1 protein-coding gene is annotated in these 25490 nt (G+C 76.5%); it reads right to left on the bottom strand.

Going from position 1 to position 25490, the window contains the following annotated elements; all coding sequences use genetic code 11:
* Window positions 1–4 precede the first annotated feature (4 nt).
* On the bottom strand, window positions 5–25471 hold the full coding sequence (locus tag ACJ6WD_RS31055; protein WP_407616994.1) for an amino acid adenylation domain-containing protein: 25467 nt from the start codon (window positions 25469–25471) through the stop codon (window positions 5–7).
* Window positions 25472–25490 lie beyond the last annotated feature (19 nt).

The following is a 25490-nucleotide window of genomic DNA, read 5'->3' as shown; positions in this document are numbered from 1 at the left end:
GGTCTTAGAACCTTTCCCAGACGGTGGACGGCGTGGACTGCCCCTCGGAGCCGGTGGTGGCCGTGGCCGCGTAGGTCTCCCAGATCAGCGGGGAGCCCGCGGCGGGTGCTGCGGCGGGGTCGGTGACGGGGTCGGTGACGGGCGCGGCGGGCGCGGCGGGTGCGGTACGGGCGGTGCCGGGCAGCGGGCGGCGGTCCAGCAGGGGCGCGGACAGCGGCTTGCGGACCGGGGTCGGGGCCGCCGCGTCGTCCCACGCCGCGAGGATCGCGGCGGCGTTGGCCCCGCCGTCGGCGAAGCAGTTGACGGCGGCCACCGGTCGCCGGTCCGGCCAGCCCTCCACCGCCCGCGGGAAGCGGAACGGGGAGGCCGCCAGGTCGAAGTGGTCCAGCGGCTCCTGGCCGGACAGGAACGGCGCCTGCTGGCGGTGCACGAGCGAGAGCACCGCCTTGAGGAACGCCGCGATGCCCTCCGCGCACAGCGGGTGGCCGATGCTGGGCTTGACGGAGCCCAGCGTCAGCGGCCGGTCGGAGCCGGCGCGGTAGACGTCCTGGATCGCCTTGAGCTCCAGCAGATCGGTCACCTGCGAGCCGGAGCCGTTGGTCTCCACGTGCCCGATGTCCTCGCCGTGCAGGCCGCTGCGTTCCAGGGCGGTGCGCAGCACGTCCTTCTGGGCCTCGAAGCTGGGTGCCGTCGGGCCCGCCGTCCGGCCGCTGTTGTTGACGGCGATGCCCTTGAGGACGGCGTACACCCGGTCGCCGTCGGCCACCGCCCGGTCCAGCGGCTTGAGCAGCACCAGGCCGCAGCCGTCGCCCAGGACCGCGCCGGCGGCGCGGCGGTCGAAGACGTGGAAGGCGGGTTCGGGGCTGAGGATGCCGCGGTGGCGCATGCCGTCGTGGGCCTCGCCGCTGGTGAGCAGGCTCACCGCGCCGACCACCGCGGACTCCACCTCCCCGTCGCGCAGGGCCTGGACGGCCATGTTCATCGCGGTCAGGGCGGAGGAGCAGGCAGTGTCGACGACGAGGCTGGGGCCGCGCAGGTCCAGGAACTGGGAGACGTTGGCTGCCAGGTAGTTCTGGCCCACCGCGCGGATGGAGTGCCGGGTCTCGTCCTCGGCCCGCAGTCGGCCGCGGGCTCCGACGTAGACGCCGGTGCGGCTGCCCTTGACCTCCTCGCGGGTGTAGCCGGCGTGGGCGAGCAGGGCCACGCTCTCCTCCAGCAGCACCAGCGCCTGCGGGTCCATCGCGGCCGCCTCCTCGGGCGGGATGCCGAAGAACGCCGCGTCGAAGGAGGTCACGTCGGGCAGCAGCGCCGCGAAGTCGCCGGGGCGGGCGCCCCAGCGCTCCGGCGGCACCTGGCCGATGGCGGACCGTCCCTCGGTCAGCAGGCGCCAGTAGCCGTCCAGGTCGTCACCGCCGGGGAAGCGGCCCGCCAGGCCGACCACCGCGATGTCGGTGCGCTGCGGCCGGGCGGGGTGCTGCCGGGCCGCGGACCGGGACGGGGTCCGGCGGGCGCGGCGGGGGCGGCGCGCCGCCGGGCGCCGGGCGGGTGCCGCGGCCGGGGCGGCGGGCACGGCGGGTTCGGGGGCCGCGGGTGCGGCGCCGAGCACCGGGGCCAGTTCGTCGCCCCGGGTGTCCGCCAGCCACTGCGCGAACTCGTCGAAGGTGGCGTACTCGTACAGCGCGGAGGGGTCGATCGGGTCGCTGATGCGCCGGTTGATGGGCTGGAGCACCTGCGCCAGCAGGATCGAGTCGACGCCGAGCTCGTGGAACGCCAGACCGCCGTCCAACTCCTCCTTCTTCATGCGCAGTTCCTCGGCGAACACCTCCACCAGCCAGCCGCGGATCACCGGTACGAGGTCCCCCGCGGCGAGCGGCACGGGGGCCGGGGCCGCCTGGGGCGCCGGGACGGCCGGTGCGGTGGCCGGGCGCGGCGCGGCGGGCCCGCGGTCCGGTTCCGTCTCGGGGATCTGCCGGCCCAGCAGCAGCTCGGGCCGCCAGTTCCCGGGCTCGGGGATGCTCGGCAGGAGGACCGGCGCGGTCCGGCCGGCCAGCACCTCGTCCAGCATGCGCAGCCCCTCGGTGTCGCGGTGGCTGCCCAGCCCGGTGCGCCGGTAGGCGGGGGTGGTCATCTCGCCGAAGCCGCTCTCGCGCCAGCTCGACCACTGGACGCTGACCACCGGCAGCCGTCCGGCGTGAGCGCCGGCGAAGAAGTCGAGGTAGGCGTTGGCGCCGGCGTAGTCGCAGTTGGCCGCGCCGAGGCTGGGGACGGCCGAGGCCGTCGAGGAGAACAGCACCCAAAAGCGCAGCGGTTGGTCCGCCAGGCACGCGTGGAGCACGTCCAGGCCCGCCGCCTTGGGCTCGTACACCCGGCGGATCGTCTCCAGCGGCTTGCGGATGAACGCGGGGTTCTCCGCGTCGCCGGCGCCGGCGGCGTGCAGCAGCCCGCCGACCGGTCCCATCTCGCGGACCACGTCCTGCACCGCGGCCCGCATCGCCGGCAGGTCGCCGAGCGGGGTGGTGAGCACCCGCACCTGCGCGCCCTCCGCCTCCAGGGCGAGGATGCCGGCGACCTTGCGGCCGCACGCGGAGTCCTCGCGGGCCAGCTCCGCCCAGCGTTCGCGGGGCGGCAGCGCCTCGCGGCCCATCAGCACCACCTTGCGCGCCCCGTAGGAGCGGACCAGGTGCCGGGCGCTGAGCAGGCCCAGCCCCCGGGTGCCGCCGGTGACCCACAGCACGTGCCCGGCGGGGAACGGTTCTGGGGCCGGGACATCGGCGGCGGGCGCGGGCCGCAGCTGCGGCAGGTGACGGCGGCCGGCGCGGTAGCAGACCGCCGGGTCCTCCGCGTCCGTCGCGTACTCCGCGCCGATCTGCGCCGCCAGCGCCTCGACGTCGGTCGGGGCCGCGTCGGTGTCGACGTGCCGGGACAGCAGGTGGGCGTACTCGCTCTGCAGGGCCCGGTAGAGCCCGGCGCGGGTCGCGCCGGCGAGGTTGACCGGGGCGCCGCCGAACGGCTCCAGGTGGCGGGTCACGCACAGCACCCGCATCCGGTCCCGGCGGCCGGACTCGATGAACCGCTGGAGCAGCGCGAGCCAGTCGTCCGAGGTGCCGGCGCGGGTGCCGCAACCGGTCAGGTCGATCCAGCCGTCGACCTTGTCCCAGCGCGGGTCGGGCAGCGCCGTGGCGCCGTCCACCTCCCGCACCACGACCTCGTGCCGGGCCGGCAGGTGGCGGTCCAGGGCCCAGGCCAGGTCCCGGGTCTCCTCGGTGGCCAGGACGAGCACCCGGCGGCGCGGCCCGTCCTCGTCCTGCGGGGCGGTCGCCGGCGCGGCGACGGCGTCCCAGTGCTTGGTGAGGAACACGTGGGTGCGGTCGGCGTCGTCCGCGCCCTCCGCGCCCTCCGCGGGGCCGCCGTGGTCGAGGACGGTGCCCGTGCAGTGCGCGACGGGGTCGGCCGTGCCGTCGGCGGGTTCGCTGGTGACCTCGAAGGAGACCGAGCCGTCCTCCTCCGGCACCAGCAGGACGTGCAGCCGCACGCGACTGCCGGCGGCGGCCGGCACGTCCACCGGGGCGGACCACACCACGTCCGCCGGCTCGACGTCGGCACTCGGGTCGTCGAACGCCCGCACGGCCGCCTTGCGGACCAGCTCCAGCACCGCGTCCTCGGCGAGCGCGAACCGCCCGTCGGGACCCGCGACCGCTTCCGCGGTGAAGCGGGTGCCGTCCAGGTTCGAGGTGTTGGCGAGTCCGTCCGCGGCCGGCGCGGCGCCGGCGCCCGGCCGCGGCACGGCACCGTCGGTGCGCAGCCAGTAGCGGTCCCGGGCGAACGGGTAGGTGGGGGCGGCCACTCGGTGGGGCGGGCGCCCCTGGTAGCCGGCGGCCCAGTCCACGTCGAAGCCGGCGGCCCAGGACTTGGCGAGCTTGTCGTGTGCTCCCTGGGCGGCCCAGCCGCGCACGACCTCCCGGTAGACGTCGTCGCCGGAGAAGAGGGCGGCGACCTCGCGGTGGTCCTTGGCCGTGCCCCGGTGGACGCCCGGGACGGCCTTGTCGCCGCGCACGAACGCCTCCAGCTGGGCGGCGAGTTCGGCCAGGTCGCGGCTGACGAACGCGGCCCGCTCGGGCATCGCGACCCGGCCGACCTGGAAGGTGTACGCCAGCTCCGCCAGGGTGGCGCCGGGCGCCCCGGACCCGTCCCGCAGCCGGGCGGCGACCGCCCGGACGGTGCCGGCCTCCAGCAGCCCGGCGGTGTCGATGCTCAGCCGGGCCGCGTCGTGGAGGCGGTTCTGGAGGGCGGCGAGGTGCACCGGTTCGACGCCCTGGTCCTCCCAGCCCGCGTCGGGGTCCACCTCGGCGGGGCGCACCCGCAGCACCGCCGCGAGCTGGTCGCGCACCACCTCCTCGACGTCGGCGCCCTGTTGGGTGCGCAGGTGGGCCAGAAGCCGTGCGGCGTAGGCGGTCAGCCGCTCGCCGTCGCGCGCGGAGAGCGGCAGCACGACCGGCCCGCCGGCGGCGGCCGCCGCGCCCCGGTCCCGGGGTGCGGGGGACGCCTCCAGGACGAGGTGGGCGCTGGAGCCGGTGGCGCCGACGTTGCTGACCCCGGCGCGCAGCGGCACCGGCGTCCCGTCGGGGCCGCTCCCGGGCAGCCAGGGCCGCGCCGTGCGCTGCACGTGGAACGGCGACCGTTCGATGTTCAGGTGCGGGTTGGCGGGGTCGGCGTGCAGCGAGGGCACGAGCGTGCCGTGCTGGAGTTGGAGCACGGTCTTGGTCAGGGCCGCGAGGCCGGCCGCGCCCTCGGCGTGCCCGATGTTGGACTTCACCGAGCCGATGGCGCAGAACTGGGTTTCGTCGGTCCACCGGCGGAAGGCCCGGGCCAGCCCCTCCACCTCGATCGGGTCGCCCAGGGAGGTGCCGGCGGCGTGCGCCTCCACGTAGCCGATGGTGCGGGCGTCGACGCCGGAGTCCGCGATGGCGCGGGCGATGATGTCCGCCTGGCCGACCGGGCTGGGGACGGTGACGCCGCTGGTCGCCCCGCCGTGTCCGGCCGCGCTGCCGCGGATCACCGCGTACACGTGGTCGCCGTCGCGCTGCGCCTCGGACAGCGGCTTGAGGACCACCGCCCCGACGGCCTCGGCGGAGACGTAGCCGTCGCCGCCCTCGCCGAAGGAGTGGCAGATGCCGTCGCTGGCGTGCATGTTGGCCATGCCGTAGGTGACGTACTTGGCCGGGTGCAGCGAGAGGTTGACGCCGCCGACGACGGCGACCCGGCTCTCCCGCAGCCGCACGCTCTGCACGGCCAGGTGCACCGCGCTGAGCGTGGAGGAGCACACCGTGTCGAGGGTGACGCTCGGCCCGTGGAAGTCGCAGAAGAACGAGACGCGGTTGGCGATCTGCCCCTGGTTGAGCACCAGGGGGACCATCGCGCCGGCGGCCCGCGCGTCGGCGCCCACCAGCAGGTAGTCGTGCTGCATCACGCCGGCGAACACCCCGACGTGGCGGCGCGCGTCGGGCCCGTCGGGCGGGCAGAGGCTCTGCGGGGTGTAGCCGGCGTCCTCGATGGCCTGCCAGCAGGTCTCCAGGAACAGCCGTTCCTGCGGGTCCATGCCCTCGGCCTCGCGCGGGGTGATCCGGAAGAAGCCGGCGTCGAAGCGGTCGACGTCCTCCAGGAAGCCGCCCCACCGGGACACCGGCCGGCCGCTGGGGCCGCGGACGTCCGCGACCTCGTCCTGGGACCAGCGGGCGGCCGGGACCTCGGTGACGGAGCTGCGTCCCTCGCGCAGGTTGGCCCAGAAGGCGTCCAGGTTGTCCGCGTCGGGGTAGCGGCCGGCCATGCCGATGATGGCGATCGGCTCACCCGTCCCGGCCGCGGCGGGGACCGGGGCCGGGGCGGTCTCGGGGGCGGGGCGGGCGCCGTCCTGGGTGGCCGGGGCGGCCGGCACGGGCTCCGGGGCGGCTTCGGTGGCGGCGACCGGGGCGGGCGCGGTCGTGGCGGTCGGCGCGGCGGTGCCGCCGAAGGCCGTCGGGTAGCGGGTGGCGAGGTGCCCGGCGAGGTCCCGGATGGTCGCGTACTCGAACGGCAGGGTGGGCGGGACCGGTTCGCCGACGGTCTCCTCGATCGTGCCGACCAGCTCCAGCACCTGCGCCGATTCCAGCCCCAGCTCGTAGTAGCCGATCCCGGTGTCGATCTCGTCGGCGCGGCGGCCCAGGCGCGCGGCGACCAGTTCGCGCAGCAGCGCGCCCGCCGCGTCGACCGATCCCGGCGTGCCGGCCACCGGCCGCTCGGCGGCGGGGCGTTGGGCCGCCGGCCGGTCCTGCGGGCCCCGTGCGGGGGCGCCGACCCGGTCCAGTTTGCTGGTGAGCCGCTCCAGGCGGGCCACCTGCCGGCCGTCCTCGTCGTACAGGTCGATCGTCAAGTACACCAACTCCTGGGCCCGGCCGACCGTTCGCTTGTCCACCCGGGCCAGGCAGCGCCGTCCCAGGGGGCCGCTGGCCCGGAACGACCTGACGTGGATCGGCAGGAACAGGTGGCCCTCCTCGGCCACGGCGGCGTGGAACAGCGGTCCGGCCGCGATCGCGCTGCCGTCCAGCAGCGCCGGGTGGAAGGTGACGGCGTCGTCCGCGGCGAACGCCGCGCGGACCGCCACCGAGGCGATCAACTCGTCCTCGTCCTCGCCGACTTCACCCTCGGCGCGCAGCGCGCCGCCGTGCGTCAGGCCCTGGCTGCCGTGCTGGGCGTACACCTCGTCCAGCGTCCGGGGGGTGCCGGGGCGCCGGGCGGGGTCGATGCGGCCGTCGAAGGTGACGGGCTCGACCGGGACCGCCTCGACGGTGGCGTACGGGCGGTCCGGGGCGTCGGGGGCGGTGGCCCGCACCCGCCAGCTGCCGCCGTCGAGGGGCTCGGCCCGCAGGTCGACGTCCGCGTGTCCGCCGTCCTCGACGACCAGGGGCCGCAGCACGGTCAGGTCGCGCAGCTCCAGGCGCTCCGGTGTCCCGCCGTGCGCGCGGAACAGCTGGTGGACGAGGTCCACGTAGGCCAGGGCCGGCAGCAGCAGCCTGCCGTGCACGCGGTGCCCGGCGACCGCGGGGTGCTCGGCGGTCAGGACGAGTCGCTGGTGCAAGGTCGCTCCTTCGGGTACGGGCTCGGGGGTCGGTCGGGTGACCGGCCGGCGGTGCAGCTCGGGCAGGGCCACCGCGGCCCGGGTCGCCCGGCCGCCGGCCGGCTCCCGCCACCCCTCGACGATCACGTGGGCGTTGGTCCCGCCGTCGGCGAAGCAGTTGAGCGCGGCGGTGGGCCGTTCGCCGGTCCACGGCTCGGCGCTGCGGACGAAGCGGAACGGGGAGGCGGCCAGGTCGAAGTGGTCCAGCGGCTCCTGGCCCGACAGGAACGGCACCTGCTCGCGGTGGTGGAGCATCAGCACCGTCTTGAGGAACCCGGCGATGCCCTCGGCGCACAGCGGATGGCCGATGTTGGGCTTGATCGAGCCGAGCCCGCAGGGGCGCGCCGAGTCGGCCCGGTAGACCTCGTTGATCGCCTTGAGTTCCAGGAGGTCGGTCAGGGCCGCCCCGGACCCGTTGGCCTCGATGTGGTCGATGTCCTCCGGGCGCTTGCCGCTCGCTTCGAGCGCGGCGCGCATGACGGCGCGCTGGGCGGCGATGTTGGGCGTGGCCGGTCCCGCGGTGCGGCCGTCGTTGTTGACCGCGAGCCCCTTGACGACGGCGAGCACCTGGTCGCCGTCGGACAGCGCCCGCCGCAGCGGCTTGAGCAGGACCAGCCCCGCGCCCTCGCCGAGCACGATGCCGCGGGCCCGCCGGTCGAAGACGTGGAAGGCGGGGTCCGTGCCGAGGATGCCGCGGCGGGAGAACACCCGGTGCGCCTGGTCGGTGTTGAGCAGGCTCACCCCGCCGACCACCGCGGCCTCGATCTCGCCGGTGCGCAGCCCCTGGACGGCCATGCCCATGGCGACCAGCGCGGACGAGCAGGCGGTGTCGACCACCACGCTCGGGCCCCGGAAGTCGAAGAACTGCGAGATGTTGGCGGCCAGGTAGTTCTGGCCGACCGCGACGATGGGGTTGCGGGCCGCCGTGAGGGTCCGCTCGTCCGGCACGTGGTGGGTGCGGCCCCCGATGTAGACGCCGATCGGGCGGCCCTTGAGCTCCTGGTGCGGGTAGCCGGCGCGGTGGCACAGCTGCAACGTCTCCTCCAGCAGCAGCAGCGCCTGCGGGTCCATGGCCGCGGCGTCGCTGTCGGGCACGAGGAAGAACTCCGGGTCGAACTCCCCGTATCCGTCGATCAGTCCGGCGTGGTACGGGGTCGGGCGGCCCCAGCGCTCCGGCGGCACCGGCGCGAGGGCGCTGCGGCCGGTGCGCAGCAGCTGCCAGTAGTCCTCGGGCGTGGGCGCGCCGGGGAACCGGCAGGCCACCGCGACCACCGCGACGTCGAGCGGGCCGGCGTCGGCCGGTTGCGCGGCGTCGGCCGTGGCCGCCGGGTCGGTGTCGACGCGGGCGGTGACGGTGCGGCGGGGTTCCGCGGCGGCAACGGCCGCCGTGGGGGCGGGCGTTCGGGCCGGGGCGGTCGGCTCGGGGGTCGGCTCGACGGTCGGCTCGGCGGTCTCCGTGGCCGGCTCAGCGGTCGGCTCAGTGGCCGGTTCGGGCCCGAAGGCCGCCGTCAGCGCCGCGCCGTGGCGCGTCGCCAGCCAGTTCGTGAAGGCCGAGACCGAGGAGTGCTCCAGCAGTGCCGACGGGTCGAGGTCCTCGGACCCCAGCCGCTTGCCGACGGACGTCATCAGCTGGGTCACCATGATCGAGTCCATGCCGTAGTCCTCGATCGGCACCTCGGCGGAGAGCTTGTGGCGCGCGAAGCCCAGGTCCTCGGCGAGCCGGTCCAGCATCCAGTCGACGGCCGCGGACACCGTTTCCGGGGCCACCCCCGGGGCGGGGACGGCCGGGGCCGCCGCCTCGTCGGGGACGACCGGCGACGCCGTCGGCCGCGCCTCGGGGGCGTCCGGCGCCTTGCGGGCCGTCAACGCCTCCGGGCGCCACAGCGCCGGGTCGTCGATGACGGCGGGCAGCACCACGGGCCCGTGGCCGCCGGCCAGCACCCGGTCCAGCAGGGCGAGCCCCTCCTCGTCGGTCAGGCTGCCCATGCCGGTGCGCCGGAAGGCGGGGCTGCGCACCTCCCCCATGCCGCTGTCCCGCCAGCTCGGCCACTGCAGGCTCACCAGGGGCAGGCCGGGCGGTGCGGCCAGCGCCGCGTAGTCCATCGCGGCGTTGGCCATCGCGTAGTCGCTCTGGCCGACGGCCAGCGCGGGCACCGCGGCCGCGACCGAGGAGAACAGCACGAAGAAGCGCAGCGGTTCGTCGGCCAGGCCCGCGACCAGCGCGTCGAGGCCGGCGACCTTGGGGGCGAAGACCTCGCGGACCCGCTCCAGCGGCTTGCGGACGAACGCCGGGTGCTCCCCGTCGACGAGGCCGGCGCAGTGCAGCACGCCGGCGATCGGGCCCATCGTCGCCCGGACGTCCCGCACCGCGTCCGCCACCGCCGCGGCGTCGGTCAACGGCACGGCGAGCACCCGCAGTTCGACGCCGTCCGCGGCCAGTTCGTGCAGCGCGCGCAGCTTCTCGCCGCGCGGGCCGGGCTCGTGGCGCAGCGCCGGCCAGTCGTGCTGCGGCGGCAGCTGCTCGCGGCCGGTCAGGACGAGCTTGCGCACCCCGTGCCGCCGTACGAAGTGCCGGGCGGCGAGCAGGCCGAGGCCGCGGGTGCCGCCGGTGACCCACAGGACGGCGTCGGCGGGGAAGGCCGCCGGGCTGCCGGCGGCGTCCGGGGGCAGCGGACGCAGCCGGGGCCGGAAGCGCCCGTCGCCGCGGAGCGCGACCTCGCCCTCGTCGTCCGGGGCGGCGAGCTCGGCCAGCAACTGCCGTACGGCGGTGGCGTCGTCGGCCGCCGGGTCGAGGTCGACGTGCCGGGAGCGGATCTTGCCGTACTCGCTCTGCAGCATGCGGTACAGCCCGGCCCGGGTGGCGCCCGAGGGGTTCACAGTTGCGTCGCCGAGCCGTTCCAGGCCGCGGGTGACGCCCAGGGCCAGCAGCCCGGCGCCGCCGGCGATCCGGCGCTGGAGCCACGGCAGCCACCCCTGAAGACCGTCCTCGCCGGCGGCGCCGTCCGCGGCGCACCCGGTCAGGTCGACCAGGGCGTCGTAGGGCGCGGCGGCGGGGGCGCCGCGGTCGGCGTCCGGTGCGTCGGCCGCCAGGTCGTCGGGGAGCAGGAGTCGGGCGTGCGGGAGCTCGGCGCACAGGCGCCTGGCCAGCGCCCGGCTGCCGGGTGCCGCCAGGACCGCGACGGAGCGCGGCAGTTCACCGGCGGCGACCGGCGCGGCCTGCCACTCCTTGGCCAGCAGCACGGTTTCCCGCGGACGCCCGGTCGACTCCGGCCGCGCGCGCTCTGCGTGCACCGGCTCCGACTCCCGCGCCGACTCGGGCGCGGGGGCGGGGGCGGGCGCGGGGTGGGTGGTGACCGGGTCGCCGGGCGCCGGCAGCGCCACGTCCAGCCGGCACCGCTGCCGCTCGAAGGGGTAGCCGGGCAGGGAGACGGTGAGCGGCGGCGTGCCCACCCCCGACTCCCAGTCCACGGCCCCGCCCCCGGCCCAGTGCCGGGCCAACTCCTCGACGGGCAGCGCGTCCGCCCGGACCGCGGCGGCACCGCTGCGCGCGGCGGTCCCGGTCCGGACGCCCGCCACGTCCGTGCGCCCGTCCCGGTACGCGGTCAGTCGCGCCACCAGTTCGTCACGGTCGGCGAAGGTGACGGCGAGCCGGTGGGACATCGCCTCCCGGCCCGTCTGGAGCGTCCAGACCAGGGCCTCGGGGTCGGTGTCGGCGCCCTCGCCGCCCAGGAACTCCGCGAAGCGCCCGGCGTACTCGGCCAGCCGCTCCTCGTCGCGGGCCGACAGCACGAACAGCTGCGGGACGTGGCCGGACCGGGGCCGGGCGTGCGGCACGTACTCCTCCAGGATCAGATGGGCGTTGGTGCCGCCCGCACCGAAGGCGCTCACCGCGGCGGCCCGCGGCAGGGTGCGGCCGGCGGCGTCGACCGCGGCGGGCCACGGGGCGGTGGTGCGCTGCACCTCGAACGGCGTGGCGGCCAGGTCGATATGGGGGTTGAGCCGCTCGGCGTGCAGGGACGGCACCAACTGGCGGTGGCGCAGTTGCAGCAGGACCTTGGTGACGGCGGCGATGCCCGCGGCGGACTCGGCATGCCCGATGTTGGACTTCACCGAGCCGATCGCGATCCGCCGGCCGGTCAGGTCCTGGTCCTCGTAGGCCCGCATCAGTCCGCTGATCTCGATGGGGTCGCCGAGGGCGGTGCCGGTGCCGTGCGCCTCGACGTAGGTGATCGCCCGCGGGTCGAGGCCCGAGCGGGCGGTCGCCGCGGCGATCAGCTCGCCCTGCGCCCGGGGGCTGGGCACGCTGTAGCCCTTGCTGGCGCCGCCGTGGTTGACGGCCGAGCCGCGCAGCACCGCCAGGATGCGGTCGCCGTCGCGCTCGGCGGCCGACAGCTTCTTGAGCAGGACCGCGCCGGTCCCCTCCCCCGGTACGTAGCCGTCGCCGCCCTCGCCGAAGCTGCGGCACCGGCCGTCGCTGGAGAGGAAGCCGCGCTGGCTGAGCTGGAGGTACTTCACCGGGTGGCTGGTGACGTTCACGCCGCCGGCCACCGCCACCTCGCAGTCGCCGTCGCGCAGCGCCTGGCCGGCCAGGTGCAGGGTGACCAGCGAGGACGAGCACATGGTGTCCACCGCGACGCTGGGGCCGGTGAAGCCGAAGAAGTACGAGGCGCGGTTGGCCACCGAGGCGTAGGAGGACGAGGTCGCCGCCCCGGTGCCGCGCAGCGCCTCGTCGACGCCGTAGAGCTGGTAGTGGCCGTACATCATGCCGACGAACAGGCCGGTGCGGCCGCGGTTGGCCTTCTGCCGGGTGTAGCCGGCGTCCTCCAACAGGTGCCAGACCGTCTGGAGGAACAGCCGCTCCTGGGGGTCGAGGTGGTCGGCCTCGGTCTTGGACATCCGGAAGAACATCGGGTCGAAGGCGAACGGGTCGGACAGGAAACCGCCCCACTTCGCCGCGGTCCGGCCGGGCGTCTGCGGGTCCGGGTCGTAGTACCGGGAGTGGTCCCAGCGGTCCGCCGGCACCTCCTCGATGCAGTCGGTGCCCTCGCGCAGGTTGCGCCAGAAGGCGTCGAGGGTGTCGGCCTGCGGGTAGCGACCGGCCACGCCGATGATCGCGATGGCGTCGTCGTCCGTGGGGTCGGCGGGCGCCGCGGCCCCCTCGGTCGGGGCGTCGCCGGGGGCGTCGGTGGCCGTGGTCGCGGTGCCGGCGGCCGCGGTGGCGTCCGCGTCGCCGGGGGCGTCAGTGCCCAGCGCCGCCGCCAGTGCCTCGGGGTGCTTCGCCGTGAAGTACCCGGCCAGTTCGCGCACCGTGAGGTACTCGAAGAACAGCGTCTTCGACAGCGGCCCGAAGTGTTCCTCCAACCGCCGCGTCAGGCTCATCACCAGCAGCGAGTCGATGCCGTACCGCTCGAAGGACTCGTCGACGTCCACCTGGTCGGCGGGCATCCGCAGTTCCTCCGCCAACAGGCCGACGAGGTACTCCTCGGTGCGCGGGCCGAGGTCCGGACCCGCGGCGGACGGCCGGCCCCCGGACCCGGCGGCCGGCTCCGGCACGACGGCGGACGTGCCGGCCGGCGCGGCGGTGGCAGCCGGGACGGCGGCGCCGGCCGGTGCCGCGGGCGCGGCGCCGGGTTCGCCGCCGGGCAGGGCGCGGGCGACGGCGTCCTGGTCGCCCTGGGCCACCAGCACCCGCGGCGCGCCCGCCGCCAGTGCCCGCTCCCAGGCGTCCAGGGCCGCCGTGCTCTGAAGCGGCACCATGCCCAGCCCGTCGCGCAGCGCGGCCACCGCAGCGGCGTCGGCGGTCATCCCGCCGTCCCGCCACAGCGGCCAGTCCACCGCCAGGCTCCGGCCCGCGCGCAGTCCGCCGTGGCGGGCGGCGTCGCGGGCGGTGAGGAAGGCCCCCAGGAACGCGTTGGCGTAGGCGTAGGACGACTGCCCGACGCCGCCCAGGACCGCGGCGAGCGAGGAGAAGGCGCAGAAGTAGGCCAGCGGTTCGTCGCGGGTCGCCTCGTCCAGCCACAGCGCGCCGAGCACCTTCGGCCCGAGCACCGCGTCCGCGTCCGCCCGCGTCGTGCGCAGGACGAAGCCGTCGCGCAGCACGCCCGCGGCGTGCACGACGCCGGTGAGGGCGCCGAAGCGGCGCCTGGTCTCCCGGACGACCGCGTCCACCTCGGCCCGGCGGGAGACGTCCGCCCGCAGGTGCACGATCCGGCCGCCGTCCGCGGCCGCCCGGGCCATCGCCGCCGCGGCGTCGGGGCCCGGCTCGGAACGGCTCACCAGGACCACCGTGCCCGCGGTGCGGGCGGCGATCCGCTCGGCGACGAGGACGCCCAGGCGTCCGGTCCCGCCGGTGACCAGGTGCACCCCGCCGGTGCCGAACGGGGCGTCCGGCAGGGCCGAGTGGGGCGGGGTGACGGCCCGCCAGGTGCGGGTGCGGCGGCCCGTCGCGTCGGCCAGGACCTCGACCGGGCCGTCGTCCGCCGCGAGTTCCGCCAGCAGTGCGGTGTGCGGGTCGCGGTCGTCGGCGCAGGCCAGGGTGGTGAGCTGCAGGTGCGGCTGCTCCAGCCGCACCGAGCGGGCGAAGCCGCCCATCGCCTCGTCGAGCGCGGCGTGCGGGGAGTCCGTCCGGTGGGCGTAGAGGTAGCGCAGCGGGCCCAGCCGCCGGGCCGTCCAGCCGCGGCAGAACTCCAGGGCGGCGCCGAAGCCGACGTCGAGGGCGTGCTCGGCGTCGCCGGTGCGCGGGGCGAGGTGCACCACCCGCACCGGGTCCGGGCCGGCCGCCGCCGTCGCGGCCCGCTCCAGCGCCCGCGCCGCGTCCGGTGCGGAGCGCAGCGGCAGCAGGACGGCGTGCGCGCCGCCGGTGCCGGCCTCGACGGCCGCCGCCAGGTCCGCGCCGCCGGTGCCGGCGGTGCCGTCGGTGCCGGAGGCGTCCAGGACGAGCACGGTGCCGCGCGGCGCCGCGGGGGCGGCGGCGGGCAGCGGCGTCCACTCCGGCACGTAGCTGCCGGTCCCGGCCGTGTCCGGCCGGCCCGTCCCGGGCCCGTCCGCGGGGCCCGCGCCGGGCACCGGGCGCAGCGTGAACCCGTCGATGCGGGCGACGACCAGGCCGTCCGCGTCGGCCAGGCGGATGTCGAAGACCGCGCCCCGGCCGGCGCGGGTGACGTGCGCGTAGCGGGCCCGGGTGGCGTCGCCGAGGAGTTCGACGGCGCGGATCGCGTACGGCAGGTGGGGCCGGTCGGCGGAGTCGGCCGCGAACACCCCGACGGCCTGGAGCGCGGCGTCGAACACCGCGGGGTGGAAGCGGTAGTCGGCCGCCGTGTCCCGCAACGCGGCGGGCAGGCTCAGCACCGCCAGCGCCTCGTCGGTGCCGTGGGCGACCTCGTCGAGGAGCGCCAGGCAGGGCCCGTAGGCGAAGTCGTGCCGGGTGAAGACGGCGTAGCACTCCTCGTGCGTGCGCACCGTGGTGCAGCGGGCGCGGACCGCGGACGGGTCCAACCGCCTTTCTGCCGCGTCCACTTCGGGGTCGACGGCGGGGGCGACGGCGGGATCGGCGGCGGTACCGGCGGCGGAATCGACTGCGGGGGCCGTGAAGTGGAGGCGTCCGCTGCCGTGCACGGCCCGTTCGCCGCGCGCGTCGACGCCGACCAGCTCGAAGCGGGCGGTGGCGGCGTCCTCGCCGGGGGTCAGCCGCAGGCGGACGCGCCGGGGCCCGTCGTCGAGGGTGACCGGGGCGGCCCAGACGACGTCCTCGATGCGGGTCGCGCGGGGGCCGTCGGCGGGGGCGCCGTGGGCGAGTTCGCCGGCGAGGCGGGCCATGTCGAGATAGGCGACGCCGGGCAGCACCGGGGTGCCCGCCACGACGTGGTCGCGCAGGAAGAACTCGGCGCCGGTCAGGGTCTTGTCGAAGGCGGTGCCGCGGAAGGTGGAGACGTTGCGGTCCAGCAGGTCCCGGTGGAGCGCGGGTGCGGCGGCCGGGGCGGCGGGGCGCTCCGGCGCGGCCGGGCCCGGGGCCACCCAGTGGCGGGTGCGGGCGAAGGGGTAGGTGGGCAGCGCGATGCGGCGCGCGGCCGGCGCCCCGACCGGTGCGTGCGCACGCCAGTCGACGTCCGCGCCGCCGGCCCAGCGCCGGGCCAGCTCGACCGGGGCGAGCCCGAGGGGCGCCCCGTCCGTCGCGGCGGCGGGCCGCCCGGCCGGGACCCGACCGCGGAGAGCGGCGGGGTGGGTGGCGTCCCGGGCGGCGGCCGCCAGCGCGGCGAGGAGTGCGGCGCGGTCGTCGGTGACGATCGCCAGCCGCTCCTCGAACGCCTCGCGGCCGACCTGGAGGGTGTGCGCCACGTCCGCCAGCGCCACGGTGCCGGCGTGCAGGAACCGGGCGAGGCGGTCGGCGGTCTCGGCGAGCGCCTCGGCGGTCCGGGCGGACAGCGGGAAGACCAGCGTGCCGTGCGGCGCCGCCGCGTCCCGGCGCGGCCGCACGGCCTCCTCCAGGACGACGTGGGCGGTGGCGCCCCCGAAGCCGAAGGAGCTCACCCCGGCCCGGCGCGGCAGTACCCGCCCGTCGGGGCCCTGGGGCGCCGGCCACGGCCGGGTGCGGTCCACGACCTCGAACGGCGTGCCCGTGAAGTCCACGTAGGGGTTGCGGCGTTCGTAGTGGAGGGTGGCCGGGATCTCGGCGTGCCGCATCGCCAGCACCGTCTTGATGAGCCCGGCGATGCCGGCGGCGCCTTCCAGGTGGCCGATGTTGGTCTTCACCGAGCCCACCAGGCAGGTCGGCCGGTCCGGTACGGGGGTGCCCGCGTCGCGGTGGAGCGCGGCGAAGGCGTCCTTCAGGCCGGCGATCTCGATGGGGTCGCCGAGCGCGGTGCCGGTGCCGTGCGCCTCCAGGTAGCCGACGGTGGCCGGGTCGGTGCCGGCCCTGCGGTGCGCGGCGAGGACGAGGTCGGCCTGGGCGTTGGGGTTCGGTGAGGTCAGCGAGTTGGTGCGGCCGCCGTGGCCCACCTCCACCGCCTTGATCACGGCGTGCACCGGGTCGTCGTCCCGCTCCGCGGCGGCCCGCGGCTTGAGCAGCACCACGCCGACGCCCTCGCCGCGCACGTAGCCGTTGGCGCGGCTGTCGAACGCCTTGCAGCGCCCGTCCTCGCTCAGCATCTCGCCGCGGCTGAGCGCGACGTACAGCGCGGGGCTGAGGATCAGGTTGACCCCGCCGGCCAGCGCCAGGTCGCAACTGCCCTCGTGCAGGGCGGTCACGGCCTGCTCGACGGCGGTCAGCGAACTGGAGCAGGCGGTGTCCACCGCGACGCTGGGGCCGCGCAGGTCCAGCAGGTACGACACGCGGTTGGGGATGACCGACAGCGCGGAGCCGGTGACGGTGTGGCCCTCGATGCCGCGGCCCGCCGCCCGCTGCACCTCGGGGTAGTCGGAGTTGGTGACGCCGAGGAAGACGCCCACGCGCCGGCCCGCCAGGTCGCCCGGCCGGTAGCCGGCGTCCTCCACCGCGGTCCACACCGCTTCCAGCACCAGGCGCTGTTGCGGGTCCATCAGTTCGGCCTCGCGGGGCGAGATGCCGAAGAACGCCGCGTCGAAGCGGTCCACGTCGGGCAGGAAGCCGCCCCACCGCGACCGCGAGGTGCCGCCGCCCGCGCGCCCCGCCCGCGGTGCGTCGGGTGCGGCCGGTGCGTCCTCGGCGTAGTCGCGCCAGTCCCAGCGGTCGGCGGGGATCTCCTGGATCAGGTCCCGCCCGCTCACGAGGTGGTCCCAGAAGGCGTCGAGGTCGACGGAGGAGGGGAAGCGCCCGGCCATGCCGATGATCGCCACGTCCGTGTCGCCGGCGGGGTGCGGGCCGTCGGCCGGGGCCGGCGCCACCGCGGGGGCCGGCAGCTGCGCCGCACGGTCGCCGGTGAGCGCGGCGGGGGCCGGCGCGCCGTAGGCCGCGGCGAGGCGCTGGGGGTGGGCGCCGTACAGGTGCGGGACCAGGGTGGTCAGGGTCGGGTACTGGTAGAAGAGCGTCGGGTTGGCGGGGATGCCGAAGCGCCGCTGGAGCGCGGTGCTCAGGGCGGTGAAGGTCACCGAGTTCATGCCCAGCTCGCCCAACGGCGCGTCCGACGGGACCGCTTCGGCGGGCAGGTTCACCAACTCCCCGATCATGGCGGCGAGTTCGGCGTGCAGTCGGTCCTGGTGGCCGGTGCGGCCCTGCGGGGCGGCGGGCGCGCCCGGCTCGGCGTCGCCGGTACCGTGCGCGGCGCGCAGCGCGGCGAGTTCCCGGGCCGCCAGGGCGGTGCGGTCCACCTTGCCGTTCAGGGTCTGCGGGAAGGACCGCAGCCGCACCAGCACGTCCGGGACCATGTACTCCGGGAGCCACGCGCGCAGCGCGTCCTTGTCGACCGCGGCGGCTCCCTCGGTGCTGTCGGGGCTGTCGGGGCTGCCGGGGCTGCCGGTGCCGTCGGTGCCGAGGTAGAAGGCGCGCAGGCCGACGTTGCCCGGGGTGACCTCGCGGGCCACGACCACGGCCTCGCGCACCCCCGGCAGGCGGCGCAGCGTCGCCTCGATCTCGGTCAGTTCCACCCGGAAACCGCGGACCTTGACCTGGGAGTCGATCCGGCCCAGGTAGCCGATCCGGCCGTCCGGCAGGCGGCGCACCAGATCGCCGGTGCGGTACAGGCGCGGCGAGGGGCCGTCGGCGAGCGGGTTGGCGACGAACCGCTCGCGGGTCAGCTCGGGTCGGCCCAGGTAGCCGCGGGCCAGGCCGTCGCCGCCGATGTAGAGCTCACCGGGCACGCCGACGGGCAGCGGGGTCCGGTGCTCGTCGAGGACGTAGAGCTGGGTGTTGGCCAACGGGCGGCCGATGGTGACCGGGGCGCCGGGCAGGAGGCGGTCCGCCGCGGACCAGATGGTGGTCTCGGTGGGGCCGAAGAGGTTCCACACCTGTCCGCAGCCGGCGGTCAGCCGGTCGGCGGTGTCCTGGTCCAGCGCCTCGCCGCCGCACAGCACCTTCAGCGCCGGGTCGCCCGGCCAGCCGGCGGCCAACAGCATCTTCCAGGTGGCGGGCGTGGCCTGGACGACGGTGGGGCGGGCGGCCTCCAGGGCGGCGCGCAGCCGCACGCCGTCCCGGGCGTCCTCGGTGGGCAGGATCTCCACCCGGCCGCCGGTGATCAGCGGGCCGTAGAGCTCCAGCCCCGCGATGTCGAAGCAGACCGTGGTCAGCGCCAACAGGCGGTCGTCGGGGCCGAGCCCGGGCTCGCGGGCCATGGAGACGAGGAAGTTGACCAGCGCCCGGTGGCCGACCTCGACGCCCTTGGGCTCACCGGTGGAGCCGGAGGTGTACAGGACGTAGGCGGTGTCCTCGGCGGTGGCGCCGGGCACCGGACCGGCACCGGGCGAGGCCGCGATGAGCTCGTGGTCGCGGTCGAGGACGACGGTCTCCGGCACGGCGCCGGCGAGCAGGTGCTCGGTCGAGGAGTGGGCGACGAGCAGGTGCAGCCGGGCGTCGGCCGCCATGTGGGCGAGCCGGGCGGTCGGGTAGGACGGGTCCAGCGGCACGTAGGCGCCGCCGGCCTTCAGCACCGCGAGGAGGGCGACGAGCAGGTCCGCGGACCGCTCCATCAGCACGCCGACCGTGCGGCCGGGGGCGGCGCCGCGCGCCCGCAGGTGGCCGGCCAGCCGGTCGACGCGGTCCGCGAGTGCCCGGTACGTCAGGCGCTGCGCGCCGCAGACCACCGCGACGGCGTCGGGCCGGGCGGCCGCCTGCTCGTCGACGAGTTCGCACACCAGCCGGTCGCGCGGGTAGTCCCGCCGGGTGGCGTTCCACTCCTCGTGGAGGGCGCGCCGCTCCTCGGGGGCCAGCAAGTCGGCGGTGGCGACGGGCCGGTCGGGCGCGGCGACCAGGGCGTCCAGCAGCCGCACGAAGCCCGCGCCGAGGCGCTGGACGGTGTCCTCGTCGAACAGGTCCGGGTTGTACTTGACGGTGTAGCGGCAGCCGTCGCGCTCCTCGATGACCTCCAGGGTGACGTCGAACTCGCCCTCCTGGTGCACCCCGTCGACCATGCCGCGGACCAGGCCGTCCTGGGCGCGCCCGCGGTCCAGCCAGTTCTGGAAGTAGAAGGCGGCCTGGAACAACGGGCCGGCGGTGCCCCGGCCGTCCTCCTGGAGGGCCCGGGCGACGTCGATGAGCGGGTACGCGCTGTGCTCCAGCGCCTCGGAGACGGTGCGCGAGACCTGGCCCAGCAGTGCCGTGAAGGCGGCGTCCGGCGCCACCTCCTGGTCCAGCACGACCATGTTCATGAAGTAGCCGAGGACGTCGTCGAAGCCGTCGGCGGGGCGCCCGGTGGTGGGGGTGCCGACGAGGATGCGGCGCTGGGCGCTGTGGCGGTGCAGCAGCGCGACGTAGGCCGCCACCAGCACGACGTACAGCGACACCCGCTGCGTGCGGGCGAGCCGCTTGGCGGCGTCGGTCAGCGCGGCGTCGATCCGGCCCTCGACGCTGGCCCCGCGGTAGCTGGGCACCGCGGGCCGCGGCCGGTCCAACGGCAGCTGGAGCACCGGCAGTTCGCCGTGCAGCCGCCGGGTCCAGTACGCCCGCAGCCGCTCCCCCTCGGGGCCGGCCAGCAGGGCGTGCTGGCGGGTGGTGAAGTCGGTGTAGGTGGCGGACGGGGCGGTGGCCGACGGGGCGCGGCCCTGGGCCGCGGCCCGGTAGGCGTCCTCCAGTTCGCGCAGGAAGACGCCGATCGAGACGCCGTCGAAGACGAGGTGGTGGAAGACCAGCAGCAGCGCCCGGCGGCCGTCGGCGAGGCTGTGCAGTGTGGCGCGCAGCAGCGGGCCGCGGGCCAGGTCGAAGGGGCGGCGGACCTCCTCGCGCAGCCGCTGAAGCACCACCGCGTCGTCGGTGACGGTCAGGTACCGCTGGACGAAGGAGAGTTCCTGCCAGCCGTCGACGGACAGGAACGGCTCGCCGTCCTCGGTGCGGACGGTGGCGCGCAGCTGCGGGTGCCGGTCCAGCAGGCTCTGCAGGGCGGTGCGCAGCGCCGTGACGTCCACGTCCGGGGCCAGCCAGGAGGCCAGCGGCAGGTTGTAGGCGCCTGCGCCGTCGGCCAGTTGCTCCACGACCCACAGGGCGTACTGCCCGCGCGAGAGCGGGTGGCGGGTGGCGGGCGGGGTCACCTCGGGCGCGCCGAGGACGTAGGCGGCGGGCCTGGCAGGCGCGGCCGGCGCCGCGGTCCCGGCCGGCGCGGCCGGTGCCGGGGGTGCGGCGGTGGGCACGGGGGCCGGTGCGGGGGCCGGGTCCGGGCCGGTCAGCACGCCACTGGCGAGGAAGTGTGCGGCCGCCTCGCGCAGCGTGGGGTACTCGTAGAAGTCGTTCAGCTCGACCGTGGCGCCGAACTCGTCGGCGATGCCGGAGACGATCTTCATGCCGGTCAGCGAGTCGAAGCCGTACTCCTGGAGCGGCAGGTCGGGGCTGATCTCCTCGTCGATCTTCAGGGCGCGTCGGGCGACCGCCACCAGGCGGGCGAGCACGGCGTCCTGGGAGCCGTCGGCCGGGCCGGCCGCCGCTCGGGCGGCCGGTTGCGGCACGGTGTCGGCCGCCGGGCCGGCCACCGCCCCGTCACTGCGGCCGGTGACCACGCTCTGCCCGAGGTCGGTGCCGTCGGAGGCGGTGCCGCCGCGTACCGTCACGGCCTCGAAGCCGGCCTCCCGCAGCAGCCGCTGCCAGGTCTCGGGGGTGGCCAACGGGGCGTCGGCCATGCGCAGTTCGGCGTCCTGCGACAGCCACCAGCCCTCCAGGACCCCGCCGCCGACGGTGTTGCTGCTGCGCAGGGTGGTGAGCTCGTTGAGGACGAGCCGGCCGCCCGGCTTGAGCAGGTGCTTGGCCTTGCCCAGGGTGGTCCGCAGGTCGCGGGTGGCGTGCACCACGTTGGTGGCCACCACCACGTCGAAGGTGCCGGGTTCGAAGCCCTGGCGGGCGACGTCCTTCTCCAGGTCCAGGACCCGGAACACGGTGTACGGGTACTGCCGCCCCAACTGCTCCTGGCCGTGTTCGAGGAAGCGGGCGGAGATGTCGGTGAACCAGTACTCCGCCCGGTCGGCGTGGGCGGCCAGCACCGGCAGCACCCGCTCGCTGGTCGCGCCCGTCCCGGCGCCCAGCTCCAGCACCCGGATCCGCTCGCCGGCGGGCCGGGCGGCCAGGTGCGCGCGGACGGCGTCGGCGACCATGTCGTTGAAGCAGTCGGTGAGCGGATTGCCCTTGTAGAAGTCCTTGACCAGGTCCATCGACGCGTCGGGGAACATGATCTCGGTGGCCCGCAACGTGCCGCGCAGCACCTCCGGATAGCGCTCCAGGCACATCCGGGTGAGCGTCACCACGGGCGCCAGGTCGGGGTGTTCGACGGCCAGCCGGTCGAAGGCCGTGCGCAGCGCGTCCGCCCCGACGGGGGCGGTGTCGACGGCGGGCAGGGCGCGGACCCGGTCGCCCTCGTCGACCAGGTGGCCGGCGCGGACCAGCATGTTGAGCAGCGCGCGGAGCTGGCGGGCGAACTTGGCCGGCACGCCGAGCCGTTCGGCCAGCCCCTCGACGGGCTGGACCTCGCCGGAGCGGGCGAAGACGCCCATCCGTTGGAAGGCGCCCAGCAGCGCGGTCTCGCTCAGCTCGTCGAGGCGCCGGTGGGCCGCCGCCACCCGGTCGATGCCCGGGTCCGCCGACGGGACGGTCGCCAGGCCCAGGGCCGCCAGCGCGCCGGCGTGCGCGCGGATCGGCATCACCTGCGGCGTGCGGCCCGCCAGGACCAGCGGGATCGCGTCCAGCCCGTCGCGCGGCCCGAACGCCTCGACGCCGAGCTCGGCGAACATCTGCCGCAGTCCCGGCCGGTCGCCGGAGCCGACCTCGCCCCAGTAGCCCCAGTTGACGACCCGCACCGGGTAGGGCAGCCGCTGGTCGAGGTCGAGGGCGTAGGCGTCCTCGAAGGCGGTGGCGGTGGTGTACGTCCCGTTGCCCGCGGAGCCGGCGAAGGCGCCCATGGAGGAGAAGAACGCCAGGAAGTCCAGCGGCGCGTCGCCCAGCGCCGCGGCGAGGGCCGCGCAGCCCTCCATCTTCACCGCGACGGCGGCCCGGAACGCGTCCTCGGTCAGCTCGGCCAGCGCGCTGTTGTTGAAGACCATCGCGGAGTGGAACACGCCGTGCAGCGCGCCGAAGTGGGTGCGGGCCGCCTCGACGGCCCGGCGCACGCCGTCCTCACCGGCGGCGTCGCCCGCCACGTGGAGCACGTCGCCGCCGGCCGCCCGGACCCGTTCGATCGTGTCGCGCTGCGCCGCGTCGGGCGCGGTGCGGCTGAGCCAGACCAGCCGGGCCCGGTGGGTGCGGGCCAGTTCCTCGCTCAGCGCCCGGCCGATGCCGCCGGTGCCGCCGACGACGAGGTACACGCCCCCGTCGCGGAAGACCGGATGCTGCGGGCGCTGCGGGGCGAGCTCGGTCAGCCGGCGCACGTACCGGACGCCGCGGCGCAGCACGACGGTGTCGCCGGCGCGGTCGCCCGGCTCGGCCACCACGGCGGCTGCCAGGCGGGCCCGGCCCGGCTCGTCCCCGGCCTCGGCCGCGTCGAGGTCCACGCAGACGGCCCGCAGCCCCGGCACCTCCTTGGGCAGGACCTGGGTCAGGCCCTGGAGGGCGGCGGCGTGCGGGTTGCCCCCGCTGCCGGTGGGCAGCCGGTGCACGTCGCTGGTGACGACGGTGAGCGTGCGGGCGCGGGACGTGCGGGTGAGGTGCCCGGCGAGCCGGAACAGCGTGGTGATGCCGGCCTCCTGGTCCTCGGCCAGGGACGCGGCGCGGGCGCCCGGGGACCGGACGCCGGCGAGGTGGTACACCCGGTCGGCGACCGCGGCGTCCGCCGCCCAGTCCGCGGCGGCGGCCCGGTCCAGTCGGACGGTGCGCACGGCGGCGCCGGGGTGGCGGGCCGCGAGGGCGTCGGCCAGGGGGTGGGACGCCTCGGTGGCGAGGATCAGGACGCGTGTGGCGGCGGGGGCGGCCGGCGGGTCGGACGGACGGTCGGCCGCGGTCCACACCGGGCCGTAGTACGCCATGGCGGCGCCGGACGACGCCGGTTCGCGGGGCGGGGCGGCGACCGGTTCGGCCGCCGCTGCGGCGGGCCGCCGGCGCACCTCGGGTATCCAGTAGCGCTTGCGGGCGAAGGCGTAGGTGGGCAGGGCGGTGCGCAGGGCGCTGCCCGGTGTGCGCAGCCGCGCCCAGTCCACCTGCGCGCCCCGGGTCCACAGGTCGGCGACGGTGGTCAGGTCCGCGTCGTCCAGGGCCCGTTCGAGGCGGGCGCGGGCCTCCGCGGTCAGGCCGTCGCGGCCGGTCAGGACCGCGTGCGCGACCTGCTCGGTCCGGCCGTCGGCGAAGTCCCGCAGGAGCGCCCGGGCCTGTGCGAGGTCGTGGGCGACGAACGCCAGCCGGGCGTCCATCGGTTCGCGGCCGACCTGGAGGGTGTGGGCGACGTCCGCCAGGTACCGTCCGTCGGCGGGGGCGTCGGTCGCGTCGGCGGGGACGTCGGCGGGGACGTCGGCGGCCGGCGCGGGGGCGTCGAGGGAGGCGGCGAGGGTGTGCAGGGTCGCGCCCGCGAGGGCGGCCGTCGGCACCTCGATCCCGAGGTCCTCGTGCAACCGCTGGGCCAGTTTGGCCTGTTCGGCGGGGCCGAAGCCGAAGTCGGCGAGGTCGGCGTCGGCGTCGAGTTCGCTCTCCTGCACGCCCAGCACCTCGGCGGCCAGCCGGGCGCACCGTGCCAGGTGCGCGGGCTCCGCCGCGGCGGGGGCGGCGGCCGGTTCGGGGGATACCGGGGCGGGGGCGTCGGCCAGGAAGTCGGCCAGCCGCCCGGCCTGTTCGCGCAGTCGCTCCGGGGTGCGGGCGGAGACCACCAGCAGCTGGGGTCCGCCCGTCGAGCCGGTGCGTTCCCGCTCGGGGAGGTACTCCTCGACGACCACGTGGGCGTTGGCGCCGCCGCCGCCGAACGAGCTCACGCCGGCGGTGCGCGGCAGCACCACCGGTCGGCCGTCCGCGCCCGGTGCGGTCCGGCGCGGCCAGTCGGCCAGTTCCTGCTGCACGGTGAACGGGGTGGCCGCGAAGTCGATCTCCGGGTTCGGCTCGGCCGAGTGCAGCGACGGGGCGAGCTGGCCGTGGCGCATCTGGAGCAGCACCTTGGTGAGCCCGGCGATGCCGGCGGCCGACTCCAGGTGCCCGATGTTGGACTTCACCGACCCGACGGCGACCGTGCCCGGTGCGGCCGGGTCGTTCCCCGCGAGCGCTTCTTGGAGGCCGGCGATCTCGATCGGGTCGCCGAGCGGGGTGCCGGTGCCGTGCGCCTCGACGTAGCTGACGTCGCGCGGGTCCACGCCCGCCCGCCGCAGCGCGGCCTTGATCACCTCGGCCTGGGCGGTGGGGCTGGGGACGGTGTAACCGACGGTCTTGCCGCCGGCGTTGACGGCCGAGCCCCGGATGACGCCGTGGATCCGGTCGCCGTCGGCCACCGCGCGGCGCAGCGGCTTGAGCAGGACGGCGCCCACGCCCTCGCCCGCGACGAAGCCGTCCGCACCGGTGCCGAAGCTCTTGCAGCGGTCGTCGTGGGAGACCATGTTGCGCCGCGAGTACAGGGCCAGGTGCTTGGGGTGCAGGATGAGGTTGACGCCGCCGGCGATCGCGGCGTTGCACTCGCCGCGGCGCAGGCTCTCGCAGGCCAGGTGCACGGCGGTGAGCGAGGCCGAGCAGGCGGTGTCGATCGCCATGCTGGGGCCGGTCAGGTCCAGGACGTGCGAGACGCGGTTGGCCAGCGACCAGTGGTCGCTGTGGGCGTCGGTGGGCGCCCCGAGGGCGGCCGCCTCGCCGCCCATCCACTCGTAGTTGCTGTTCATCAGGCCGACGAAGACGCCGACGGGGTTGTCCCGGCCCAGGGTGCGCGGCGGGTAGCCGGCGTCCTCCAGGGTCTCCCAGGCCGTCTGGAGGAAGAGCCGCTCCTGCGGGTCCATGTTCTCGGCGACGGTCGGCGAGATGTGGAAGAACAGCGGGTCGAACTTGTCCACGTCGGTGAGGAAGCCGGCCCACTTGGTGTGGGCGCGCAGGGCGTCGGCGCCGTCCGGGGCGTAGTGCTCGGCCGCGTCCCAGCGCTCCGGCGGGACCTCGGTGATGCAGTGCCGGCCGTCCCGGAGGTTCGCCCACAGCGCGTCGGGAGTGTCGGCGAGCGGGTACCGCCCGGCCAGTCCGACGACGGCGATGCCCTCGTCGGCGTCGCCCCCGGGCCGTGCCGTCGCCACCTGCCGCAGCAGCTTGACCAGCAGAGCGCGCTTGTTGTCCATGGTCCCTTCCCCGTTTGCC

This window comes from Streptomyces sp. VTCC 41912 (genome assembly GCF_045799175.1).
Lineage (GTDB): Bacteria > Actinomycetota > Actinomycetes > Streptomycetales > Streptomycetaceae > Streptomyces > Streptomyces albulus_C.
Note: the sequence above shows the minus strand (reverse complement) of the source record. Positions and strands in the feature narration are given on the sequence as shown.

Excerpts from the sequence above, each read along its gene's own strand:
- ACJ6WD_RS31055 (WP_407616994.1), bottom strand. The coding sequence starts at position 25,471 with ATGGACAACAAGCGCGCTCTGCTGGTCAAGCTGCTGCGGCAGGTGGCG.